Origin of the sequence: Actinoalloteichus hoggarensis (assembly GCF_002234535.1) — a bacterium.
In the GTDB taxonomy this organism is placed as follows: Bacteria; Actinomycetota; Actinomycetes; order Mycobacteriales; family Pseudonocardiaceae; genus Actinoalloteichus_A; species Actinoalloteichus_A hoggarensis.
The window spans coordinates 4,877,987-4,899,170 of the sequence record NZ_CP022521.1; the positions used below are offsets into that span (position 1 = coordinate 4,877,987).

The window sequence follows — 21,184 nt, forward strand, 5'->3', positions numbered from 1 at the left end:
GCGGAGGAGCCCGTACGCTACCGCCGTCAGGACGGGGTCCGGATGCCGTCCGCGCCGACTCGTACCCGCAGCCATTCCTGATCGGTGCAGGTCAGCAACGTCTCGACCGTCGCGGGGTCCGGGGGCGGCGCGTGGTCGTCTTGTACGGTCAACGCCAGCGCCGCGCAGAGGTGGCCAAGACGCAGGCACCGCTGCGGAGTCATGCCCCGCAGCGTGGCGGCGAGGTAACCCGCGGCGAAACCGTCGCCGGCGCCGACCGGGTCGACGACGTCGACGCGCAGGGCCGCCACCGTGGTGCGCGTGCCGTCTCGGTCCAGTGCCACGGCCTCGTGCGCGTCGTCCTTGACGAGCACCGTTCGGGGTTCGGGCAGGAGGTCTCGTAGGCGTTCGGGATCGGCGGTCCCGAACACGGCCTCGGCCTCGTCGGCGCCGAGTAGGACGATGTCGGCGAGAGCGCAGAGGCGCGCGAGAGTCGAGGGATCGCGGTCGTGCCAGAGAATCGGCCGCCAGTTCAGGTCGAAACTGATCAGTGTGCCCGCCCGAGGCCGCCGCAACAGGGTGAACAGCAGTTCCGCCGCGGAGTCGGAGATTCCGGCGGTGATCCCGGTGACGTGCACCAGGTCCGCCGCGGCGAACAGAGCGTGTCGCCGGTCGCCGTCGAGCAGCTCGGGCGCCATGGCGGAGGCCGCGGAGCCCGTGCGGTAGTAGTGCATTCGTCGGCGGGAGACGTCGCCCGGCCCGGCTGCCCCGGGGCAGCCGCGCTCGCGACGGCCTTCGCCGGCGTCCTCGGTCGCGGGGCGCGGGGTGTCTTCACCGAGGACGCCGTCGGCCGGGTCGACTGTCGCCCTGCCGGTTGTCGCCGTGTCCGTCCCGCGGCGCGGCGAGCCGACGACGTCACCGACCTCGGCACCCGCACCAGCAGCGGCACCGATGCCTGCACCGATTCCCGCCGCACCGTGTCCCTCGACGACGGACCCGTCCCCCGGGCGGTCCGCCTGCCCGCCGCCGTGCTCGACCCCGACGGCCACGGAGCCGGGACCGGTGCGGCCCGTCGACGTGTCCCGCTCCTTGACGTAGAGGCCGGTGGGCCGTAGCGGGTCCAGCTCGACGCCGGAGACGTCCACCCCTCTGGCCGCGATGTCGGTGAGCACGTAACGGCCGAAGCCGTCCGCGCCGAGACGGGAGACCCAACTCGTGGTGACACCCAAACCCGCGAGCGTGCCCGCCACATTGGACTCGGCTCCGCCCGCCGAACGATGGAACACCCGGCTGTGCTCCAGCGGGCCGGCCTCATCGGGGACCAACACGATCATCGACTCGCCCAGGCAGACGGCCCTCGGCTCCGGCGGCGATGTCGACATGCGCAGCTCCTGATCACTTCTGGCGGGTACGGCCCCTGATCGGCGGCGCCGATCTCCCGGGTGTCGCCTCCGCCGAACCGGATCACGTCGACGAGGTCGACCGCGTCGAGCCGTCGACCTCGTCGCGAACGAACACTACTACCCGTCCGCCAGAATACGCAACGATCGTTGCATATTACGCAACGCTGCCGTTGGGGTGCGGAGTCACCGTGTTCCGGCCGAGCCCTCAGCGGTGATTGGTCGGGCCGCCCGCCGATCGGGATCGCTCCGGAGGGCCGCAACCATGTCCTACAGCGGGACCGACCCCGACGTCCCGTCGAGCGCGACGCTCACCGTCGCCCGCCGCGCGGCGGCGCGCGAGGGTACGGCGAGACCCGCTCGACGCGTTCCTCGCCGGGCTCGGGCGTGGAGGTCGCCGAGTCGCACCTCGTCGACCACGCCAGGGAGCCCGACGTCGACACGCCTTCGTCGATGCCGTCGCCGGTGTGCTGACGGTGGCAGATCGACCGACGGGCCGGCGGGCGTCGGCCACGACACGGGCGCGTCCACGATCGCCGGGGACGAGGTTCCGCGCGTCGTCTTCGGTCCCGGTGCCGCCGCGCGGCCGCACACCCCGGTTGATCTCGTGCCACTGTTCCGAACCGAACGCCGTGCGCGGGGCGACCGACGCCCTGCTGCGGGAGTCCATCGCGTGACCGGAGGAGACGACGTGACCACGAACTCCGACTTGCCTGTCCCGACGCCCGAGCTGATCGCGGACGGACCGATCGGCTGGCGGTTCAAGGGGATGCCCGCCGACGCCGCCGCACGGACTCTCGACGAGTTCGGCGGCCGGGGCGGAAACCTGTTCGACGCCGGATTCGCCTGGCCGCAGCTGGTGCTGCGGGAGTCCGCGCTGCGTCACAACGCCGCGCTGATGGCCCGTTACACCGCCGAGCACGGCATGTCGCTGGCACCGCACCTCAAGACGACCACCTCTCCCGAGCTCGCCGAGTACGCGCTGCGCGAGGGCGCGTGGGGGGTCACCGTCGCCAATCCGTATCAGGCGCGGGTGTTCATGGCGGCGGGCCATCGCCGCATCCTGTTGGCCAACGAACTGGTGGACCGCGACTTCGCCCGCCAGGTCGTCGAGTGGCTGGCGGCGGACGAGGCCAGGGACTTCTACTGCTACGTCGACTCGGTGGCGGGTGTGGCGGTGCTGGCCGAGGCGCTGGAGGGCTCCGCCTGCTCGCGGCCGCTGCCGGTGCTGATCGAGGTCGGGCATGCGGGCGGCCGGGCGGGCTGCCGCAGTCTGGACACCGTGGCCGCGGTGCGCGACGCGGTCGCCTCGGCGGGTCGGCTGGCGTTGGCCGGGGTCGCGGGCTACGAGGGTTCGGTGAGTCACTCGCGCGACGAGGCGAGTCTGACGGCCGTCGCCGAGTATCTGCGTTCTCTGCGCCGAGCCATGGAACTGGTGCTGCCGCGAGCCGACGCACGGCTCGCCGAGCACGTGATCTCGGCGGGCGGCAGCTTCTACTTCGACGTGGTGGCGGCGGAACTCGGCGGACTCGCGGGGGAGCGTCCGGTGCGGCTGATCGCCAGGCCGGGTGCGTATCTCACTCACGACAACGGCGTCTACGAGGCGCGGTCGCCGTTGGACGGCGGCGGCACCGCCACCGACTCCGTGGCACGGCTGCGACCGTCCATCGAGGTCTGGGCACCGGTGTTGAGCAGGCCGGAACCCGGCCTGGCGATCCTCGGCGCCGGGCGGCGCGACCTCAATTTCGACCAGGGAATGCCGGTGCCGCTGGAGGTACGGGACCATGCGGGTCGATCGGCGCGCTCCGTCGAGGGCTGGACGGTGACCGCCCTGAACGATCAGCATGCCTTCGTCACCGTGCCCGCCGACGCCCGGCTCGGTCCCTCGGACCTGGTCCGGCTGGGCGTCTCCCACCCGTGCACCGCACACGATCGCTGGCTCACCGCCGTCATCGCGACGGACGACGACACCGTCGTCTCGGTGGCCCGCTGCTACTTCTGATCCCTCGACTCGACAGGACGTGCCGGTGTCCGGCGCGGTGCCGATGTTCGCCGCGGGCGCCTCGGCCGTCGCACCACGCTCGCCCGGTACCTGGTGGATCGCCCCTCGACCGCGACGGTGGCCGTCGTCTCGCCGTCGCTCGGCGGCGCACTCTGTTCGGTTCGCCCGCGGTCGGCGGGTCGCTGCCGTTCACGGCGGCGACATCGCGGCGGCGAGTCCCGGCTGAGCCGTCCGCCTGAGTCAGCGTGGCGTCTGCTCCCCCACCGGAGTCGACGTCACGCTGACCTCGTGTCTTCGTCCAGACCCCACCGGCCTGAACCGTCGAGCACGATGGCGGCAGTCTCAACCGACTGGCGTCACCGGACCCGCGTCATCGTGCCGGGCCGCGCGAGGGCCTGCGGACCTCGCCCAGCGCGTCCGAGCAGCGGCCGAGGAACTCCAGCAGCAGGGCGCTCTCCTCGGCGGTGAAGCGGCCGGACAGGGCTCGCTCGACCTCGACGGCGGCCTCGTCGGCCTTGGCCAGCACGGTGCGGCCCTTGCGGCTCAGTCGCACCTCCTGCACGTGGGTGTGCACCGGGTGGTTCTGCCGGTCCACGAGTCCCTTGCCCTCCAGGGTGGCGATGACCGTCGACATCGTCTGCGGCGTGACCAGGCACCGCCGCGCCAGCGCCGCACCGGACAGTCCGGGCTCCTGGAAGAGGGCGAGCAGGACGGTGTACTGCGGAACGGTCAGACCGTGCGGGTTGAGGACCGCGCTCTTGGCGGCGATCAGCTCCTGATCGACCCGCTTCAGATGATGTCCGATCCGGTCGCTGATCGACAGTGTCATGTCACCAGTGTAGTAGCCGAACACAGGACCGTGATGAGCATTCGAGCTCGGTGAAATGCCAGGGCACGAATACCTGTGTACGGGGCAATGCGACCTTCGTAGCAGCGAACCGGACGAATCCCGACCATCCTCGAAGCAGGTCTCGATCGGGACGCGAGTCCGCCTTGAGGAGTCGTCACATCGACGCGCGAGGCGGCGAGTCGACGGCACGGAGTCGTCCCGACCATGACCGGAGCGTCGCCGAGACGAGGCGCCGTCGCCGCTTTCCTCGGACGCGCGTGAATCCGTGTCGGAGGCTCGTCCCGACATGGACCGATGCGGACCCGCCGTCCGCACCACCGCCGCGCTCACCGGGCCGCGGCCTGCGCAGGCACCCGAGCGGAGTACTCGGGCACGGCCTCGGGATGCCTCTCCAGCCAGTCGCGATACTCCGGATGGCGGCGAGCAAGGGTGAGATGCTGCTGTTGCAGGGCGTCCACCACCGTTTCCACCAGACTTTCCGGCACTCGATCGCGCCGCCACACACAGATTTTATGCTCCACCACCTCGTCTTGCAGCGGCCGAGTGGCGAAGTCGAGATCGGCGGCTAATCCGAATAACGGTCCGCGCAATGCGATGCCGACGCCGGCCGCCAATCCCGATAACATGACGTCGTCGTCTCCGACGAGAATCGGGTCCGGAAGATATCCCGCCGCCAGACAGATGTTCTCCACGATCGATCTCATCGAGCCGGCTTCCGGCAGAATCCACGGCGCATTGCGCAGACCAGCCACGGCCACCGAATCGGCCGCCGACTCCGGCCTGCCATGCCGCGCACACAGCCATAATGGCGTCCTCGTGATCGTCGCCATTCCGAGGCCGCCTTTCGGCTGGAATCGCGACGTCGGATCTTCGATCACCAGGGCCAGATCAGCCCGACCTCGATCGAGCAGGTCGAGCGCGTCGGCGTCGGAATGGCGCAAGATCTCGAGCTGATGCCCGTCGGCCATCAGCCGGGCGACCGTCACCGAGGGGTTCAGTGAAGCGACCAGGCGCAGCGGCTGAGCACCGCGCCCGATCAGTGCTCCGAGGCTGGTCAGTAGACTGCCCATCTCGGAGTGCACCTTCCTGGACGCCTCGACGACGAGCTGTCCGGCCCGGGTGAGCCGGACGCCGCTGGCCGCCCGGTCGAGCAGGCTGGCACCCAACGATCGTTCCAGCCGCGAGATCTGTCGTGACAAAGCGGGCTGCGAGGCCCCCAACCGCTGCGCGGCCCGCCGAAAACTGCCTTCCTCGGCGACTATCTGCAGCAGTTTCAGATGCCGCGTCTCCAGATCCACCAGAACTCCTTCCGCCAGTAGTTGCCACGGTAACGTCACAATACTCGCGGCGACTGACTTCCCGGCGCGTTTTCCGCCACCGCACTGTTGGCACCGACCGCCGGACCGGCCGATTGACACGGCAATCGTCGGCGTCGATAATCCCGCGTCCCGCCTTCCCGACGACCTGGAATGGACGACGGCAACGATCACGCCGGGGTGTTCTCCGTTGTTACCGCCGCGTAGCCTCCGCACAACGCGGTATCACTACCGCAGGTAACCAGACTTTCCACGACGGCGTCCGGCGACCGCGACCCCGACTCCGCCGTTCACCGCGAGGTCCGTCCCACGAGCCGGGCGCCCTCGACATGCCGTCGCCGCTCGATGACGGGTTGACCACTCCTCAGAACTGACATAGGTTCTGATTCGAATCAAGGTTCTTATAGTAGTCAGGATGCTGCGATGGCAGACGATCGTCGAGCGCGCCCGCCGGGCACAGGGGCGGCCACCGCCGCCCCACCGATCCCCATGCTGTGGCTGCTGACCGTCATCTGCGGCGTGACGGTCGGCAACCTCTACTACCTGCAACCCCTGCTCGACACCATCGGCCGTGAGTTCGACGCCGGAGTGAGCGAGGCCGGGTCCTCGCTCTCGGCCATGCACGTCGGCTATGCGCTCGGCCTGCTTCTGCTGCTTCCGCTGGCCGACGTGCTGCGCCGACGCAGGCTCGTCGTGGTGCTGACCGTCCTCACCGCGGCGGGACTGGTGGCCATGACGCTGGCCCCGGGGCTCGCGGTGCTCACCGTCGCGGCGACGGCCGTCGGCGTGACCACGGTGTTGGTCCAGGTCCTGGTGGCCTACGTCGCCGTGCTCAGCGGGGAGCGGCGCGGCCGGGTCGTCGGCACCCTGATGACCGGGATGCTCACGGGAGTGCTGCTCTCCAGGACGGTCTCCGGACTGCTGGCCGACCTCGCGGGCTGGCGCATGGTCTTCGCGGTCGCGGCCGTGCTGATGCTGCTCAGCGGCCTCGCCCTGCATCGCGCGCTGCCGGACCGCCCCGCCGACTCCACCGTCGGCTACCTCCGGCTGCTCGGTTCGCTGCGGAAGCTCGTCGCCACCGAGCCGGTGCTCCGCCGCCGCTCGCTCTACGGCGCGCTGTGTTACGGCGCCTTCAACGCGATCTGGACCTCGGCGGCGTTCCTCACCGCGGGCCCGCCGTATCACTGGAGCGAGACCGGCATCGGCCTGCTCGGACTCGCGGGGCTGGGCGGCGTGCTGGCGGCGGCGCGGGTCGGACGGCTCGCGGACCGGGGCCTCCAGGCGCCCGCGACGATCAGTCTGCTGGTGCTGACACTGGCCTCGTTCGGCCTGGTCTATGCGGGCGGCGGCCACGTGGTGCCGCTGCTGCTCGGCATCGTGCTGATGGACTTCGGCATCCAGGGCGTTCACCTGCTCAACCAGAGCGAGGTCTACCGGCTCGCCGCACAGGCCCCCGCACGCCTCACCACCGTGTACATGACCAGCTATTTCGTCGGCGGCTCCGCGGGCACCGCGCTCGGCGCGCTCGCCTTCCAGCACGGGGGCTGGCTCGGGGCGTGTGCGGTGGCCGCCGCCATGATCGCCGTCGCCGTGACGGTCTGGGTGGTCGACCGGTTCCGCTCATCGGGTGCCGGGAAGAAGGCCGCCCGCCCCGGTCCGACTCGCGGCGACGCGACCGATCCGGCGGCCGCCGCGCGCCCCCCGATCGGCTCCTCCGCCCCGTCGACGACCGGCGCCACCGCGACCGGCGCCACAGCGACGGGCCCCACCGCGACCCGCCGCACCGCGGTCGACCCCACCGCGGTCAGCCCCACCGCGGTCGATCCCACCGCGGCGACGACCCCGGCGGCGCCGCCACGCCGCGCACCGGGCGCCGGCGCCGTCGGCTCGCACTGAGTCGAGACCTACCCGATCTGGAGGCGACGTGTCCACAGTTCCCACCGCTCGCGGGTCCGTGCCCGTGGCGGAGCTGGGCCCCACGCTGATGCACGAACACGTCTTCGTGCTCAGCTCCGAACTTCAGCAGAACTATCGGCTCGACTGGGATGAGGAGGAGCGGGTCGCCGACGCCGTCGCGCGGCTGCGGGCCGCCTACGAGCGCGGTGTGCGCACGCTGGTCGACGTGACGGCCATCGGGCAGGGACGCTACATCCCGCGGATCGCCAGGATCGCGGCCCAGAGCCCGGTGAACATCCTGGTCGCCACCGGGGTCTACGCCTACCGTGAGATTCCGCCGTACTTCTTCTATCAGGGCCCCGGCACCCTCTTCGGCGGCCCGGACCCGATGACGGAGATGTTCATCCGGGACATCACCGAGGGCATCGGCGACACCGGCGTCCGGGCCGCGGTGATCAAGGCCGCGCACGAGGACGCGGAGCTGTCGCCCGCCACCGAGGAGATCCTGCGCGCCGCGGCGCAGGCACAGCGCGCCACCGGGGTGCCCATCACGACCCACACGAACTCGGTGGTCGGCAACGGCGGTCAGGTCCTGGACCTGCTGGTCGCCGAGGGCGTCGACCCCTCCCGAGTGATCATCGGGCATTCCGGGGACACCGAGGACGTCGACTACCTGCTGCGGCTGGTCGACGGCGGCTGCTATCTGGGCATGGACCGCTTCGGCATGGACCCGATCGCCTCCCTGGAGCAGCGGATCGCCGTGGTCGCCGAGCTGGCCCGGCGCGGCCATGCCGATCGGATGGTGCTCTCCCATGACACCTGCTGCTTCATCGACTATCTCGCACCGGAGAGACGGCCCGAGCTGTTCCCCCGATGGGAGTACACCCACATCCACGACGACGTCATCCCCGCCTTACGTCGGCTGGGGGTCACCGACTCCGACGTCCACACGATGCTCGTCGAGAATCCGCGCCGCATCTTCGCGGGCGGGTCGCCTTCCGTACCGACCCCCGCGCCCGGCCTGGTGACCGCGGTCCCCGACACACCGTGACGGCGGTACTCACCCTCGACGCCCAGTCCGCCGCGGCACGCGGCACCGAAGTGAGAGGACAATCGTGAACGCTGACAGCAGCACGCCGACCGTTCCCGTCGCCGGATCGCCCGCCCACCGTCGCGCGCTGGGGCGCAGCGGCCTAGAGGTCACCGCCCTCGGCCTGGGCTGCATGGGAATGAGCTGGGTCTACGACGAGAGCTCGCGAGACGACGCGGAGTCGGTGCGCGTCATCCAGGCGGCCGTCGACAACGGCGTCACGCTGATCGACACCGCCGACCTCTACGGGCCGTTCACCAACGAGGTCCTGGTGGGCAAGGCTCTGCGGGGCAGGCGCGACGAGGTCACGCTGGCCACCAAGTGCGGGCTGGTGCCCGACATGACGCTGTACCCGAGGACCGTCAAGGTCACGCCGAACGGGACTCCGGAGCACATCCGGGCCTCGATCGACGGCAGCCTCAGCAGGCTCGGGGTGGATCACGTCGACCTGTACCAGCTGCACCGCGTCGATCCCGAGGTGCCGATCGAGGAGAGCTGGGGTGCCATGGCGGAGCTCCAGGCCGAGGGCAAGGCGGTCCACATCGGACTGTCGGAGGCGGGGGTCGCCGATCTCGAGCGGGCGGCGGCCGTCGCGCCGATCGCCACCCTCCAGTCGGAGCTGTCGCTGTGGTCGCGGGACACCCTGGCCGAGGTGCTGCCCTGGTGCACGGCTCACGGCGTCGGCTTCATCGCGTTCTCCCCGCTGGGTCGGGGCTTCCTCGCGGGGGCGGTGCGGGAGACGAGCACGCTGTCGGACACCGACTTCCGCGCGGCCATGCCCCGGTTCCAGGACGGCGCACTACAGCAGAACCTCCGCATCCTGGCGGGTGTCGAGGCGGTGGCGAAGCGGCACGACGCCGCGCCCTCGCAGGTGGCGCTGGCCTGGGTGCTGGCCCAGGACCCGGGCCTCGTCGCGATCCCCGGCTGCACCGTGGTGGGGCACCTCACCGAGAACCTCGGCGCGCTGGGCATCGAACTCACCCCCGGCGACCTGGCCGAGCTGGACGGGCTGCCCGCGCCGGTCGGCACCCGCTTCTGATCCGGCCCGCCGGGCGGCGGATGCCGCTCGTCCGGCCCGACGCCCGCGCCGGGGTTCGACGGGCCGCCGCGGCGCGCGTGCCGTCGCCGCGTATCGGCGACGGCACGGCGGCGGGCGCTCGGCGCGTTTCCTCGGGGACGAGTCCCGATCGCACCGAATGGTGCGCACGACACCGCCCGAGCAGGCCTTGTAGTCCGCTCCATCCACGACACCCGGCTGCCGCCGGACAGGGAGGACGCCCGATGCTTCGAACGACGGTGCAGGACGCCACCGGATCGCCGGTGGTGCTGGTGGACTCGGTGAGTTCCCTGAGCGTGGACGATCGGGGGGCGGTGGCGGTCACCGGCTCGCACGGGGGCAGCAGCTCGGCGGAATGGGGAACCCGGTTCCTGCCCGGCCTGATCTTCTTCAACGACGCGGGCATGGGCAAGGACCGCGCGGGGGCGGCGGCCCTTGACCTGCTCGACGCGGCCGAGACCGCCTGCGCGGTCGTCGACAACGACACGGCGCGGATCGGCGACGCCGACGACACGTGGCACCACGGCGTGGTGTCCTCGGTGAACCGCGCGGCGGCGGCACGCGGAGTCGCCGCAGGCCAGACCGTGCGCGACGCGACGGCCGCGTGGCACACCAGCGGGGTGATCGCGGGCCGCTGACCCCGCATCGCCTCCGATCGCGCCGGTCGCCCTCCCCTCCCCCAGTCGGGCGACCGGCGCACTACGCTGCTCCGGCGAGGGAGGACTCCCGCACCGCCCGCCTCGGCGGAGGAACACCGACTCGACGCGACGCAGGCAGGGAGCGACAACCGGTGAGCCGTAACGGAACCGCCCGCACCAGCACGGGCGGGTTCATCCAGCACATCGAGATCGACCCGGCGTCGGACACCGGCCGCTACCCCTTCACCCTCCCCGTCGTCCGGCACCTCACCCGCCGCCGTGAACTGGCTCTGCATCCGAGCGTGACGTTCCTGGTCGGCGACAACGGGACGGGGAAGTCCACCCTCGTCGAGGCGGTCGCCGTCGCGGCCGGGTTCAATGCCGAGGGCGGCACCCAGTCGTTCCGCTTCGCCACCCGGGCGAGCGAATCGTCACTGGGCGATCACCTGAATCTGCGCTGGGGAACCAGAAAGCCGCGCACCGGGTTCTTCCTGCGCGCCGAGAGCTTCTACAACGTCGCCTCGGAGATCGAGCGTCTCGGGGTCGGGAACGCCTACGGCGGGGTGCCGCTGCACGAGCGTTCGCACGGCGAGTCGTTCCTCGACGTGGTGACCCACCGCTTCGGACCCGACGGCCTCTACGTCTTAGACGAGCCGGAGGCCGCGCTGTCGGTGCGCGGCACGCTGGCGCTGATCACGCGCATCAGCGACCTGACCAGGCAGGGCTGTCAGTTCCTCATCGCGACGCACTCACCGATCCTGCCGGCCGTGCCCGGTGCGCGGATCCTCCAGATCGACTCGGACGGCGAGATCGACGAGGTGGGCTACGACGAGGCCGAGCCGGTGACCCTGACCCGAGCCTTTCTCGCACAGCCTGCGGGATTCCTGCGGCATCTGTTCGAAGAATGAGGGCGGGCGCGTAGCGCCAAGGGAGTTCGACATCTCTCATGGGGAGAACAACCCTCCGGAGCTGACAACCGTCCCTCGCCCGCTCCGCGACGAGAGACGTTCGCTCGCATCCTCGCCCGGATCGTCGCCGACGAGGCACCACGACTGTTCGCGGTCGTCCAGGAGTACGGCGAGCGGGCCGACGCCCGCATCGCGGCCTGGGGGTTCGCCTTTCCCGACCATGCCGAACTGGTCTCCGCCGACCGCTCCTGCCGCATGACCCTGGGGCGGCCAGAGAACGCCCTGCTGGGTTTCCGCCACTCGGACCACCACATCGACGCGCGCATCGTCTGGCACGACCCCGCCATGGCCACCGCTCTCGACGAGATCGACGAGGGCGACGAGCCCGCCGTCGTCTGAGGCACGGAACAGGACGGCGCGAGGACGGGAATCCGGCGGCGGGGACCCGCGCAGGCGGAGAAGGCGGAGCAGAACGCACGGTCCCTCGGGGATCGCGGCCGGCGCCGTGGCGCGCGCTCGGCGTGCCGACGGCGCCCGGCCCCGTCATCCGACGGCCACCTCAGCGTTCCGCTGCCGAGGTGACCACCGGGTTGAGCGCACGTCGCTTCGCCGAAGTCGACGTCGCCATTCCCGACGCGCCATTCCCGACGCGCCATTCCCGACTCGCCATTCCCGACTCGCCATTCCCGACCGCACCTCACCCAGCCGCCGCCACCCGCCCCGACTCGCCGAGCAGCGCCGCCGCCCACCGGCACGCCGCGTCCAGCTCCGACGCCCTGCCGCGCGCCGCGACCACGCCGTCCGGGCGCAGCAGCACGAAGGCCGTCCTGGCACAGCCGGGCAGTCGCGACCACACGCCACGCGCGGGCAGCACCCGCACCGACGGCGCCGGGCTCGGGCACGACACGCCCTCGGTCAGCAGCGTCCAGCGGAGGTCTCGCTCCTCGTCGTGCGGCGACGACAGGATCGGCCCGGCCGCGGTGCCGACCCGCAGCGCGCCGCGGTCCTCGCCCGCCGACGGGCGCAGCAGCGCCGTGGACTCCTCGGGCCGGTAACGCCACCGCCTGCCCGCCATGATCGGCAGATAGCCGCGCTCGATCAGGCCGATCCGGTCCGCCGCGCGGAACAGCAGGTCGCGCCCGGCCACCACCGCCGGGTTGCGGGCCATCCAGGCCTGCGTCTGGATGTCGGTGTCGCGCACGACCTGCGCCGCCACCGCGTGCCGCTCCGGCCCGTAGCTGGCGAGCAGCGTCGGCGGCGCGTCGCCTCGGATCACCGAGGCGAGCTTCCACGCCAGGTTGTGGCCGTCCTGAAGTCCGGTGTTGAGGCCCTGTCCCCCCGCCGGGCTGTGCACGTGAGCGGCGTCGCCCACCAGGAACACCCGGCCGAGCTGGAAGCGGTCGGCCTGCCTTCGATGCACCCGGAATCCGCTGAGCCATTGCGGATCGACGAGCCGGATGCCGCCGGGGCCGCGTTCGTCGACGAGTCGTTGGATCAGCGGCAGGTCCACCTCTCCGGTCTGCTGCTCCGGCGGCGCACTGGCGAAGAAGCGGAACAGCCCGTCGGGCAGTGCGACCACCACCAGGACCCCCGAGGGCGACTGGAAGTAGTGCGCCTCGTCCGGCGCCAGGTCACCGGCCACCCGCGCGTCACCGAGGACGAAACGGCTGGCATAGGTGGAGCCGGTGAAGGCGAGCCCGAGCTGCGCGCGCACCGCGCTGCCCGCCCCGTCCGCGCCGACGAGCCAGTCGGCCGTGCAGCGCTCCACCGTGCCGTCGGCGTGCTCCAGGACGGCGGTGACGCCGTCGGTGGCGGTCGGGTCGCCGGAGAAGTCCAGCCGATCCAGCGCCAGCAGCCGCACGCCGTACTCGATCCGCCCGCCCAGCCCGGCCAGCGTCTCCCGAAGGATGTCCTCGGTGTAGCGCTGGGGCAGCGCCCTGGCGGCCAGCTCCGGCGGGAACCGGACGTCGGCGAGCTGCCGCCGGGAGGAGTAGTAGCGGAACGAGTTGATCCGGACGCTGTACTTCTCCACCGCCGGGCCCGCGCCGAGACCCTCGAAGACGTCGACGGTGCGCGGCCACAGCAACAGGGCCTTCGAATAGGCGACGGGGGCGGGCGCCGCGTCGACGAGCCGCACGCGGACGCCCCGGCGGAGCAGCTCGCAGGCCGTGAGCAGGCCGCTGGGGCCCGCGCCGATCAGCAACACCTCGGGACGTTCCTGGTCGTCCATCGTGGATCTCCTTCCCGCCGACCGGGCCGGCGACGTGTGCCTTGCCTTCGTCCGTGTGTCGTGACGTCGGTGGTGTCGTGACGTCGGTGGTCTGCGCGGTTCGCGCCTCGGGGCGCCCGTCGTCCCCCGTGCCCGGCGCCGAAGACCTCCGCCGCCCGGGTCCTCGTTTTCCTGCCGAGTGGAAGGCGGACCGGGCCGGGGCGTCACGCCGCGGAGAGCCCCGATCCCGGGGACGCCCCGGCTTCGCGGCGTCCTGGCTGCGACGGCGTCCCGGAATGCCCTCACGCCGCCGACGGGACGGGCATCTTTCGGGACGGCGGGCAGGACGACCTGGGCGGTACGTCGCCGCTCCCCGACCGGTCGGTCGTGACGAGGAGAGGCGGCGTCGGGCGTCCGGCACGGCGGGATGCACGCCGGACGCCGGAGACCGGCGGGCACCGGCCGACGTTCATCGGGCTTCGGGTCGTCGGACGGCAGGCGGCAGCCGACGAGGCCCGACGAGGCCGATGAGCACCCGCCTTGCCGCCCGGCGGCTGAACCGCCGCCCGCGCGGGACGTGCGAGCCGCGCGGCCCGACCGGTCGGTCGAAGGCGGGCCGCCGCACCGACCGGCGGCCGGACCGCGTCGGGAACCGGCACCGACCATCCCCGGCGCCGCCCGCGCCGTCGGTCACCACCGCAGCAGCGCGAATCCCATCGCCATGCCGCCGCCGAAGCCCGCCAGCAGTACCAGGTCGCCCTCGGCGATCTCGGGCGCCGCCTCGGCGAGGGTGATCGGGATGGACGCCGCACCGGTGTTGCCATAACGCTGGACGCTCTGATGGACGACCGCCGACGGCAGGCCCAGCCGGGGGAACAGCTCGTCGATCATCCGGCCGTTGGCCTGGTGCGTCACCAGATGACGCACCTCGGCGGGCGCGACCCCGGCGTCGGCGAGGAAGTCCGCCAGAGCCGAGGGCACCCGCTCGGCCACGAAGGAGCGGACGCCCCGTCCATCCATGGTGAACCAGTGCTGACCCGCGCGTACTGAGTCCACCGACGCGGGAATCCGGCTTCCGCCCGCAGGCACCCGGATGAGCTGGCTCTCCGTTCCGGAGCTGAGCAGTCGGACCGACCGCACTCCCCGGTCGCCGGTCACCGAGCCGAGGACGGCGGCGCCCGCGCCGTCGCCGAAGAGCACGGCGGTCTTGCGGTCGGCGGGATCCAGGATGCGGGAGTAGACGTCGACGCCGATGACGAGCACGAGACCACCGGCGGCCGCGAGCATGTCGCGCCCGACGCCGAGGGCGAAGACGAACCCGCTGCACACCGCGTTGAGATCGAAGGCGGCGGCGGAGACGGCGCCGAGCCGCTCCTGAACCAGGCAGGCGGTGGGCGGCTGCGGATGATCCGGGGTCGACGTGGCCAGCACGATCGCGGTGAGGTCCTCGGCCCGCACCCCCGCCTGGGCCAGTGCCGTGCGCGCGGCATCGGTAGCCAGATCGGAGGCGGCCTCGTGCGGAGCGGCGCGGCGACGGTGTCTGATCCCGGTCTTGCGCTCGATCCACCCCGCGTCCACCCCGGCGGGGTGGGCGACCTCCTCATTGGTGACGAGCCGTTCCGGCAGGTAGGCGCCCCAGCCCAGCGTTCCGATCCCCGTCGTGAGGGCGTCGGGCAGGCTGGGCGCGGGCAGGGTCATGGTCATCGGTGGTCCTCCAGCTCATCGAGTTCGTCGAAGGCGAGCGGATCGAGCCCGTAGTCGTGGGGAACGAAAGGGTGCCGCCGCTCGGGGAGGACGGCGGGGACGGCGGCGGGCGGACGCGGCACCGCGCGGGACGCGGCCTGCGCCGCTCCGTCGGCATCCGGCGCGGACGGCACCGCGGCGGGTTTCCGACCGATGCGTGTTCGCCGACGCACGCCGCCGGGCCGGGACGGGCCCAGCGACCAGGCGGCCACGGCGCATCCGCAGGCGCAGAGCGGGCCTGTGGTCATCGCCGGGCGGGTCGCAGTCGTGCCCAACCCGCCTGGTCGGCATGCTCGGCGAGCTTCGCGTCCGGATGCACCGCGACCGGGTGTCCGACCAGGTTCAGCAGCGGCACATCGCTGATGTGGTCGGCGTAGCCGAAGCTCAACGGCAGCGAGATCCCCTCGGCCGCCGCCAGTTCCCGGAGCGCGGCCGGTTTGCCCGCGCCGATCAGGCTGCGCACGATCTCCCCGGTGTGCCTGCCGTCCGAGTCGAGCACGGGTTCGGTGCACAGCACGTGGTCGATGCCCAGCGCCGCCCGCAGCGGCTCCAGACAGGCGCCGAAGGACCCGGACACCGCGACGATGACGTGGCCCGCCAGCCGGTGCCGGATCAGCCCGGCGACGACGGCGGTGTTCACGAACCCGTCGCCCGCGCGGCGCCGGGCGAACCACCGGCGGCCCAGTTCGGCGAGCCGGGCGGCCCGCTCCCCGGTGTAGACGCGGTAATAGCGTCGATTGAGCAGTTCACGCGGTTCACGATCCTCGGCCAGCGCGGTCTGGAACTCCGCGAGCCGCCGAGCCTGATCGGAATCCGGCGGGATCTCGGTCTCCGCGAGGTAGAACCGCAGGAAGTCCACCATGCTCTTGACCGACAGCAGCGTCTCGTCGACGTCGTAGACGGCCGCGATCCGCCCGGTCACGCGGTCACCCCCGCGGGCTCGGCCGCCGCCGACCGAGCGCGCAGGAACTCGTGCACGGCACGGCGCGCGCGTCTGGTCTCGGCCGCCTCGATGCGGCTCTGGTCGTAGCCGCCGAAACGCACGGTGGCGTCGGCGGCGCAGACCTCGTTCTGCAGGACCCGCATCCGCATCCGATAGCCCGCCCGCGACACGTCGGAGAGGTCCTCTTCGAGGATCTCGCAGTGGATGGAGGCGGGCAGGGGGAAGAGGAACGACAGGAAGGTGACGTCGATCGAGTCCCACACCACGTAGAAGTCCCGGTCGGCGTTGTGCCTGCCGTAGGCGGTCTCGAAGACGGCGATGAACATCTGCCGCATCGCCTCGATGATGACGAGTCCCTGCACATGCTGGCCGGTCTGGTGATCGCCGAACAGTTCGTTGTCGGCGTGCAGCCACAATCCGGCGGTGTAGGCCTCGGGGCCGGTGCGGGTCAGATCGGCGAGCAGGACGTTGGGCTCGCGCTGCTTGTGGACGACGTCCCGGCCCAGCCGGGGCGAGACCGGCGGCACGATCTCGGTGTCCTCGGCCTGTCGCTTGTTCAGCTCCTCCCGCAGGTAGTCGAGCTCGAACTGCGACACGCCCTGCACGGCGAGGACCCGTTCGGGGACGGGTCCGCCGCGCCGCAGCGACGCCACGAACTGGCTGACGGTCTGTACTTCCTCGATCTGCGTGAGCGCGACGAATCGGTCACCGACGACGCAGGCCTCGCGGCGCGCGGCGGTCGCCGGATCATCGGTGATCGCGGAATCTCGGGCAGGGTCGTATGCGGAATCGGCCATCTCTTCCACTCCTTGACACGTCACATCGCCGATCCACCGTGTGGAGTGCATCGGTGACGAATCGTCTCGTCCACGCACGGAACGAAGCCCGGGGAACCGCGCCGGACCGGCGTGGTCCGTCGGGGAGCCTCGGCGCCGTACGGACGTCAGCGGTCCATCAGCGGCCGTCGACGACGCGAGAAGACCGCATGCCTCGACAGCCGCACCCCAGTCGGATCGACGCGCTCCGCGCGGCCGGGTGTCCGGCCGCCACCACGCGGTGGCCCGCCGATCCGTGAACAGTTCGGGAGCGGTCCGCGTTCCTCGATGAGGAACGACCGTCACCCGACCGGCGTCATTGCCCGGTACCTCTGATCATGCCGGGGATCGGGCGGGCGCGGCAGTGCCAGATGACCTCGCTCGTGATGCGTTCGCGGCATAGCCCACTCGACCGAAGACACTGCTCCGAACGGCGGACGTCGTATCGGCGGGTCGAGCGGCGCGCTGGCCGAGGCGGCGGGTGTGGGTCATGTGACGCGGCGGCGGCCACCCCGGGACGGCGACGAGACCGGGCACCGGGCACCGGGCACCGGGCACCGGGCAACAGCGGACGGCGACGAGACCGACCGTCGTCGAACAGCTGCGCCACCACCGCCGAACAGCTGCGCCACCACCGCCGAACGGCGGCGACACCGGCCGCCCACACGCGCCGACGAGCGCCGGCGGAGAAGACGAGCAGCGCCCGCCGACGGACGGCGGGCGCCGAGAAGAGGGCTCCGTGCGTGATCAGTCGGCGACCGCGGCGCTCCAGACCTCCCACGGCTGCGCCGAGGCCCACTCGCCGATCGACGACAGCCGGATGCCCAGCAGCCGTTCGACCTGCGTGTGGTCGGCGACGTGCGAGTCCGGATCGTCGGAGGAAGCCGCCCATCGGTAGAGGCCCGCGACGCCCTCGGCCGCGGGTCCGCCGATCACGCGGCGCAGGTCTGCCTCGAAGTCGGCCGGGTCGGCGGCCTGATAGGACACCTCGCGGCCCAGTCCGGCGCCGACGGCCGCGGCCAGTTCGTCGCCGGTCACCGCGGGTCCTCCGAGCGGCAGTACCAGTCCGTCGAGGCCGGGGCGGTGCAGCGCGGCGACCGTGGCCGCGCCGAGGTCGGCGTGCGACAGCCAGGACACCCGACGATCGGCGGCCAGGGGATAGACCAGCGTGCCGCGGTCGAACAGTCGCGGTCCGGCGAAGGGGCTGAACAGGTTGTCCAGGTACACGGGCGGGCGCAGGACGACAAGTGGCAGGCCGCTGTCTCGCAGGGCCGTCTCGGCGGCCCGTCGCGTCTCGTAGGCGGGGTAGGGGGTGACGGCGTCGGGGATCGCGGTGTTGGCGTTGTACACCAGCCGTTCGATCCCGGCCTCGCGCGCCGCGTCGATGACGGTGCGGACGTAGCCTGCCACCAGCTCCGGTTGGTAGACCAGCGGCAGCACCAGCGAGACATGGGTGATGCCCTCGAACGCCCGGTGGACCGCGGCGGCGTCGGCGAGGTCCGCGAGGACGACGGGCAGCCGCGGGGCGCCGGGAGCGGGACGCGCGCCCGTCCTGGTCAGCCCCCGGACCTGGTGCCCGTCGGCGAGCAGTCGCCGTGCCACGGCGGCCCCTTGGAAGCCGTGCGCCCCGATGACGAGGTGGCGGCGGTCGTCAGACATGCGGTGATGGCCTTTCGTGGTAAATGGATGACGTCGCCGGTGCTCCGGCGGTTCGGATGCCGGGGTGAGCGGACACGCTGTCAGGACGTGGGCGCGGGCCCCGGCGTGGACTCGTCCCCGTGCGGTGCGCCGGTCCGAAGGGTGAGCGCGTAGCAGGCCGCGAGCACGGCCAGCACGGCGGCGACGAGGAACGCGACGGCGAAGCCGTTCGTCAGGGCGGCCGGGTCGGCCGGACCGCCCACGGCGAGGGTCCGCGCGGTGGCCACTCCGGAGAGCACCGCGAGGCCGAGGACCGCGCCGAACTGCTGACTGGTGTTGATCAGACCCGAGGCCAGTCCGATCTCCGCTGGCCGGGCCTGAGCGGTCGCCGCCACGGAGCTGGTGACCGTGACCAACGGCAGCGCGACGCCCAGCAGCAGGCTGGGCGGCAGCACGTCGGCGGCGAACGAGCCGTCGACGGAGAGCAGCGCGAGCCAGCCGAGGCCCGCCGCGGTCAGCAGCCACCCCGCGATGAGCACGGCGCGGACGCCGTACCGCCCGATCAGCCTTCCGGTGCCTGCCGCGACGAGGACGACCGTCAACGACAGAGGCAGCAGCCCCAGCCCGCCGAGGACGGCCGAATAGCCGAGCACGGTCTGGAGGTACACGCTGACCAGGAAGAACATCGGGAAGTAGGCGAACTGCGCGAGGCAGGCGAGCAGGTTGGCGGTGATCACCGCCCGCCTGCGCAGGAGTGTCGGCGGCACCAGCGGGGTCTCGGCGCGCCGTTCCGCGATCACGAAGACGATCAACAGCGCGACGGCCGCGGCGGCGGGCGCCAGCGTGCTCGGCGCGGTCCAGCCGTGCACTCCGGTGTTGACCAGCGCATAGGCGGTCGATCCCAGTGCCGCGGTGCTGGACAGCGCGGCGGTGACGCCGAACCGGGCACCCCGCCCCGGCGCACGGTCCACGCGCGGCATCCGTACGGCGGCCGCCGCCAGCACGGCGCCCGCGAGCACGCTCAGCACGAAGGTCGAGCGCCAGCCCAGCCAGCTGGTGAGGACCCCGCCGAGCACGGTCCCTGCGGCGCCGCCGACGCCGGCCATGGCGGCGAACAGACCGAGGGCCCGATGACGCGCCGGCCCGTCGGGGAACAGGCTCAACAGAAGCGCGAACGCCGCCGAGGCGGCGAGTGCGGCGCCCACGCCCTGCGCGGCACGCGCCGCGATCAGCCAGCCCGCGTCGCCCGCGAGGGCTCCCGCCGCGGAGCCGATCACCAGGACGACCAGGCCGGTGACGAACAGTCCGCGTCGGGAGACCAGGTCGGCGGCGCGACCGCTGAGCAGCAGCAGTCCGCCGAAGGTCACCAGGTAGGCGTTCGCGATCCAGGGCAGGTCGGCCGCCCCGATGTCGAGTTCGTCACCGATCGACGGGACCGCGACGTTGATGATCGAGGTATCCAGGAGCAGCAGGAACTGCGTGCAGGCCAACAGGATCAGGGCCCGCCGGGCGGCGCGCTGATCGGCCCCGGTGCCGGTCTGCCCGGGATCAACGATGGGAACGTTCATGATGTGCCCGACCGCCGCCCGCCGAGTACGCGGCGCCGGCCGGAGTCCTCCCTGGAACCGTGGTGGGTCGACGTCCCCACGGTGCCGTCCCGGGCGGCGGCGGTCATTCGACGATCGACCGGAATCAGTGTCCGATCGTCCGGGCGGCCGTCCCCGCCGCGACGCGGGAGCGCAGCCGGTACTCGCCGGGCGTGGTGCCGAAGTGCCGCCGGAACGCACGGTGGAATCCGACGGCGCTCTGGTATCCGACCCGCCCCGGCACGGCGCTCTGCGGCACATCGGTGTCGACCAGCAGCCGGGCCGCCGCTCGCATCCGGCAGGCGGTCAGGTGGGTGGCCGGTCCTTCGCCGACGAGTTCCCGAAAGAGCCCGGCGAAGGTGGATCGGGACAGATTCGCCTCGGCCGCCAGCGATCGCAGCGTCCACGGCTCGGCGTACCTGGTGTGCATGGCGGTCAGCGCACGGCTGACGGCCGGGTTCGCCAGCGCGGCGAGCATCTCGGGGCGCTCGGTCATCGCGGTCAGCAGCGGCCGCAGGGCCAGGACGAAGACCATCTCGAAGACGCGCAGGGTGACCGCCGCCGCACCAGGGCCGTCGCCCGCGCCGAGATCGCGCCGGGCGTCGAGCGTGTCGACGGCGGCGCGCAGCAGCGGTTCGGCTTCGAGCTGCGCGCGGCGCAGGACCGTCATCCTCGGCAGCGCGTGATACAGGGGCGAGGATCCGCCCGCGTCGTGGTGCAGGCCCGCGCAGAGGATGCGGCTGCGGGACCCGTCGCCGCCGAACTCGATGCTGTCGGTGGTGCCCGGGAGTCGGTCGGCCAGCAGGGTGCGCAGTGCGACGCCCGGCCGGTCCGGCCGGTCGGCGAAGCGATGAGCCGTGCCGGTCGGGAACACGGCCAGGTCCCCCGCGGTCAGCAGGGTGGGCTCGATGCCGTCGGCGCTGATCCAGCAGGATCCCTCCGCGACGTAGTGCAGCACCGCGCAGTGCGGTTCGGCGTCGCCTTCGATGGACCACGGCTCCGTCAGCGACCATCGACTGGAGAAGACGCCGGTCAGGCGGATGGGTTGGAGCAGCGTGCTCAGGAGGTCCGTCTGTTGACTTCCGGCCGGTGCGGACACGGTCGCCTTCCTCAT

18 protein-coding genes are annotated in these 21,184 nt (G+C 72.1%); 7 read left to right on the plus strand and 11 right to left on the minus strand.

The features are described 5' to 3' along the window. Window positions 1–26: 26 nt before the first annotated feature. Window positions 27–1,361: a sugar kinase gene (locus AHOG_RS20785; RefSeq protein WP_245856352.1), complete on the minus strand. Its 1,335-nt coding sequence runs from the start codon at window positions 1,359–1,361 to the stop codon at window positions 27–29. Between the two features lie 709 nt (window positions 1,362–2,070). Between AHOG_RS20785 and AHOG_RS20790 the strand changes: the two genes are divergently transcribed. Next, window positions 2,071–3,381 (plus strand): alanine racemase, encoded by a 1,311-nt coding sequence (locus AHOG_RS20790; protein WP_157736950.1) that lies wholly within the window; start codon window positions 2,071–2,073, stop codon window positions 3,379–3,381. A 370-nt stretch (window positions 3,382–3,751) separates the two neighbouring features. Here AHOG_RS20790 and AHOG_RS20795 read toward each other — a convergent pair whose 3' ends face one another. Next, entirely contained in the window at window positions 3,752–4,210 is a 459-nt protein-coding gene (locus AHOG_RS20795; protein WP_093944659.1) for a MarR family winged helix-turn-helix transcriptional regulator, read from the minus strand. 347 nt (window positions 4,211–4,557) lie between these two features. Next, entirely contained in the window at window positions 4,558–5,529 is a 972-nt protein-coding gene (locus AHOG_RS20800; protein WP_169725892.1) for a LysR family transcriptional regulator, read from the minus strand. A 441-nt stretch (window positions 5,530–5,970) separates the two neighbouring features. On the opposite strand from AHOG_RS20800, the gene AHOG_RS20805 reads away from it, so the two are divergent. The 6 genes from AHOG_RS20805 to AHOG_RS30100 all read left to right on the plus strand — a co-directional run bounded on the left by AHOG_RS20805 (window position 5,971) and on the right by AHOG_RS30100 (window position 11,535). Next, the gene (locus AHOG_RS20805; RefSeq protein ID WP_093942840.1) at window positions 5,971–7,443 is read left to right on the plus strand and encodes an MFS transporter; all 1,473 of its coding nucleotides are present in this window, start codon (window positions 5,971–5,973) and stop codon (window positions 7,441–7,443) included. A 28-nt stretch (window positions 7,444–7,471) separates the two neighbouring features. Beyond that, complete coding sequence (locus AHOG_RS20810; RefSeq protein ID WP_093942841.1) at window positions 7,472–8,494, plus strand: phosphotriesterase family protein; 1,023 nt, start codon at window positions 7,472–7,474, stop codon at window positions 8,492–8,494. Window positions 8,495–8,558: 64 nt separating this feature from the next. Continuing rightward, window positions 8,559–9,572 carry an aldo/keto reductase gene (locus AHOG_RS20815; protein WP_245856353.1) on the plus strand — a complete coding sequence of 338 codons (1,014 nt, stop codon included), beginning with the start codon at window positions 8,559–8,561 and terminating at the stop codon, window positions 9,570–9,572. A 242-nt stretch (window positions 9,573–9,814) separates the two neighbouring features. After that, entirely contained in the window at window positions 9,815–10,228 is a 414-nt protein-coding gene (locus AHOG_RS20820) for a hypothetical protein (RefSeq protein ID WP_093942842.1), read from the plus strand. Between the two features lie 152 nt (window positions 10,229–10,380). Continuing rightward, window positions 10,381–11,136 carry an AAA family ATPase gene (locus tag AHOG_RS20825; protein ID WP_093942843.1) on the plus strand — a complete coding sequence of 252 codons (756 nt, stop codon included), beginning with the start codon at window positions 10,381–10,383 and terminating at the stop codon, window positions 11,134–11,136. A gap of 255 nt (window positions 11,137–11,391) precedes the next feature. Next, window positions 11,392–11,535 carry a hypothetical protein gene (locus tag AHOG_RS30100; protein ID WP_245856354.1) on the plus strand — a complete coding sequence of 48 codons (144 nt, stop codon included), beginning with the start codon at window positions 11,392–11,394 and terminating at the stop codon, window positions 11,533–11,535. 298 nt (window positions 11,536–11,833) lie between these two features. Here the strand turns inward: AHOG_RS30100 and AHOG_RS20835 are convergent, their stop codons facing one another. The 8 genes from AHOG_RS20835 to AHOG_RS20870 all read right to left on the minus strand — a co-directional run bounded on the left by AHOG_RS20835 (window position 11,834) and on the right by AHOG_RS20870 (window position 21,169). After that, window positions 11,834–13,366 carry an FAD-dependent monooxygenase gene (locus AHOG_RS20835; RefSeq protein WP_093942845.1) on the minus strand — a complete coding sequence of 511 codons (1,533 nt, stop codon included), beginning with the start codon at window positions 13,364–13,366 and terminating at the stop codon, window positions 11,834–11,836. A 669-nt stretch (window positions 13,367–14,035) separates the two neighbouring features. After that, on the minus strand, window positions 14,036–15,049 hold the full coding sequence (locus tag AHOG_RS20840; RefSeq protein WP_245856355.1) for a 3-oxoacyl-ACP synthase III family protein: 1,014 nt from the start codon (window positions 15,047–15,049) through the stop codon (window positions 14,036–14,038). Continuing rightward, window positions 15,046–15,336 carry a hypothetical protein gene (locus AHOG_RS20845; RefSeq protein WP_157736951.1) on the minus strand — a complete coding sequence of 97 codons (291 nt, stop codon included), beginning with the start codon at window positions 15,334–15,336 and terminating at the stop codon, window positions 15,046–15,048. The genes AHOG_RS20840 and AHOG_RS20845 overlap by 4 nt, the downstream gene beginning before the upstream one ends. Next, on the minus strand, window positions 15,333–16,010 hold the full coding sequence (locus AHOG_RS20850) for an HAD family hydrolase (protein WP_093942848.1): 678 nt from the start codon (window positions 16,008–16,010) through the stop codon (window positions 15,333–15,335). Before AHOG_RS20850 ends, AHOG_RS20845 begins: the two co-directional genes overlap by 4 nt. After that, complete coding sequence (locus AHOG_RS20855; RefSeq protein ID WP_157736952.1) at window positions 16,007–16,828, minus strand: AfsA-related hotdog domain-containing protein; 822 nt, start codon at window positions 16,826–16,828, stop codon at window positions 16,007–16,009. The genes AHOG_RS20850 and AHOG_RS20855 overlap by 4 nt, the downstream gene beginning before the upstream one ends. Window positions 16,829–17,593: 765 nt before the next feature. Then, on the minus strand, window positions 17,594–18,505 hold the full coding sequence (locus tag AHOG_RS20860; RefSeq protein ID WP_093942850.1) for an SDR family oxidoreductase: 912 nt from the start codon (window positions 18,503–18,505) through the stop codon (window positions 17,594–17,596). 80 nt (window positions 18,506–18,585) lie between these two features. Continuing rightward, the gene (locus tag AHOG_RS20865) at window positions 18,586–20,052 is read right to left on the minus strand and encodes an MFS transporter (RefSeq protein WP_093942851.1); all 1,467 of its coding nucleotides are present in this window, start codon (window positions 20,050–20,052) and stop codon (window positions 18,586–18,588) included. 124 nt (window positions 20,053–20,176) lie between these two features. Further along, a complete protein-coding gene (locus AHOG_RS20870; protein WP_211290465.1) occupies window positions 20,177–21,169 on the minus strand; it encodes an AraC family transcriptional regulator in 993 nt (330 codons plus the stop codon). Between the last annotated feature and the right edge of the window lie 15 nt (window positions 21,170–21,184).

Bases quoted from the DNA above. Each gene is read 5' to 3' on its own strand.
- AHOG_RS20785 (WP_245856352.1), bottom strand. From the start codon at position 1,361: ATGTCGACATCGCCGCCGGAGCCGAGGGCCGTCTGCCTGGGCGAGTCG.
- AHOG_RS20845 (WP_157736951.1), bottom strand. From the start codon at position 15,336: ATGACCACAGGCCCGCTCTGCGCCTGCGGATGCGCCGTGGCCGCCTGG.
- AHOG_RS20860 (WP_093942850.1), bottom strand. From the start codon at position 18,505: ATGTCTGACGACCGCCGCCACCTCGTCATCGGGGCGCACGGCTTCCAA.
- AHOG_RS20855 (WP_157736952.1), bottom strand. From the start codon at position 16,828: ATGGCCGATTCCGCATACGACCCTGCCCGAGATTCCGCGATCACCGAT.
- AHOG_RS20805 (WP_093942840.1), top strand. From the start codon at position 5,971: ATGGCAGACGATCGTCGAGCGCGCCCGCCGGGCACAGGGGCGGCCACC.
- AHOG_RS20835 (WP_093942845.1), bottom strand. From the start codon at position 13,366: ATGGACGACCAGGAACGTCCCGAGGTGTTGCTGATCGGCGCGGGCCCC.
- AHOG_RS20795 (WP_093944659.1), bottom strand. From the start codon at position 4,210: ATGACACTGTCGATCAGCGACCGGATCGGACATCATCTGAAGCGGGTC.
- AHOG_RS20840 (WP_245856355.1), bottom strand. From the start codon at position 15,049: ATGACCATGACCCTGCCCGCGCCCAGCCTGCCCGACGCCCTCACGACG.
- AHOG_RS20865 (WP_093942851.1), bottom strand. From the start codon at position 20,052: ATGAACGTTCCCATCGTTGATCCCGGGCAGACCGGCACCGGGGCCGAT.
- AHOG_RS20820 (WP_093942842.1), top strand. From the start codon at position 9,815: ATGCTTCGAACGACGGTGCAGGACGCCACCGGATCGCCGGTGGTGCTG.
- AHOG_RS30100 (WP_245856354.1), top strand. From the start codon at position 11,392: ATGACCCTGGGGCGGCCAGAGAACGCCCTGCTGGGTTTCCGCCACTCG.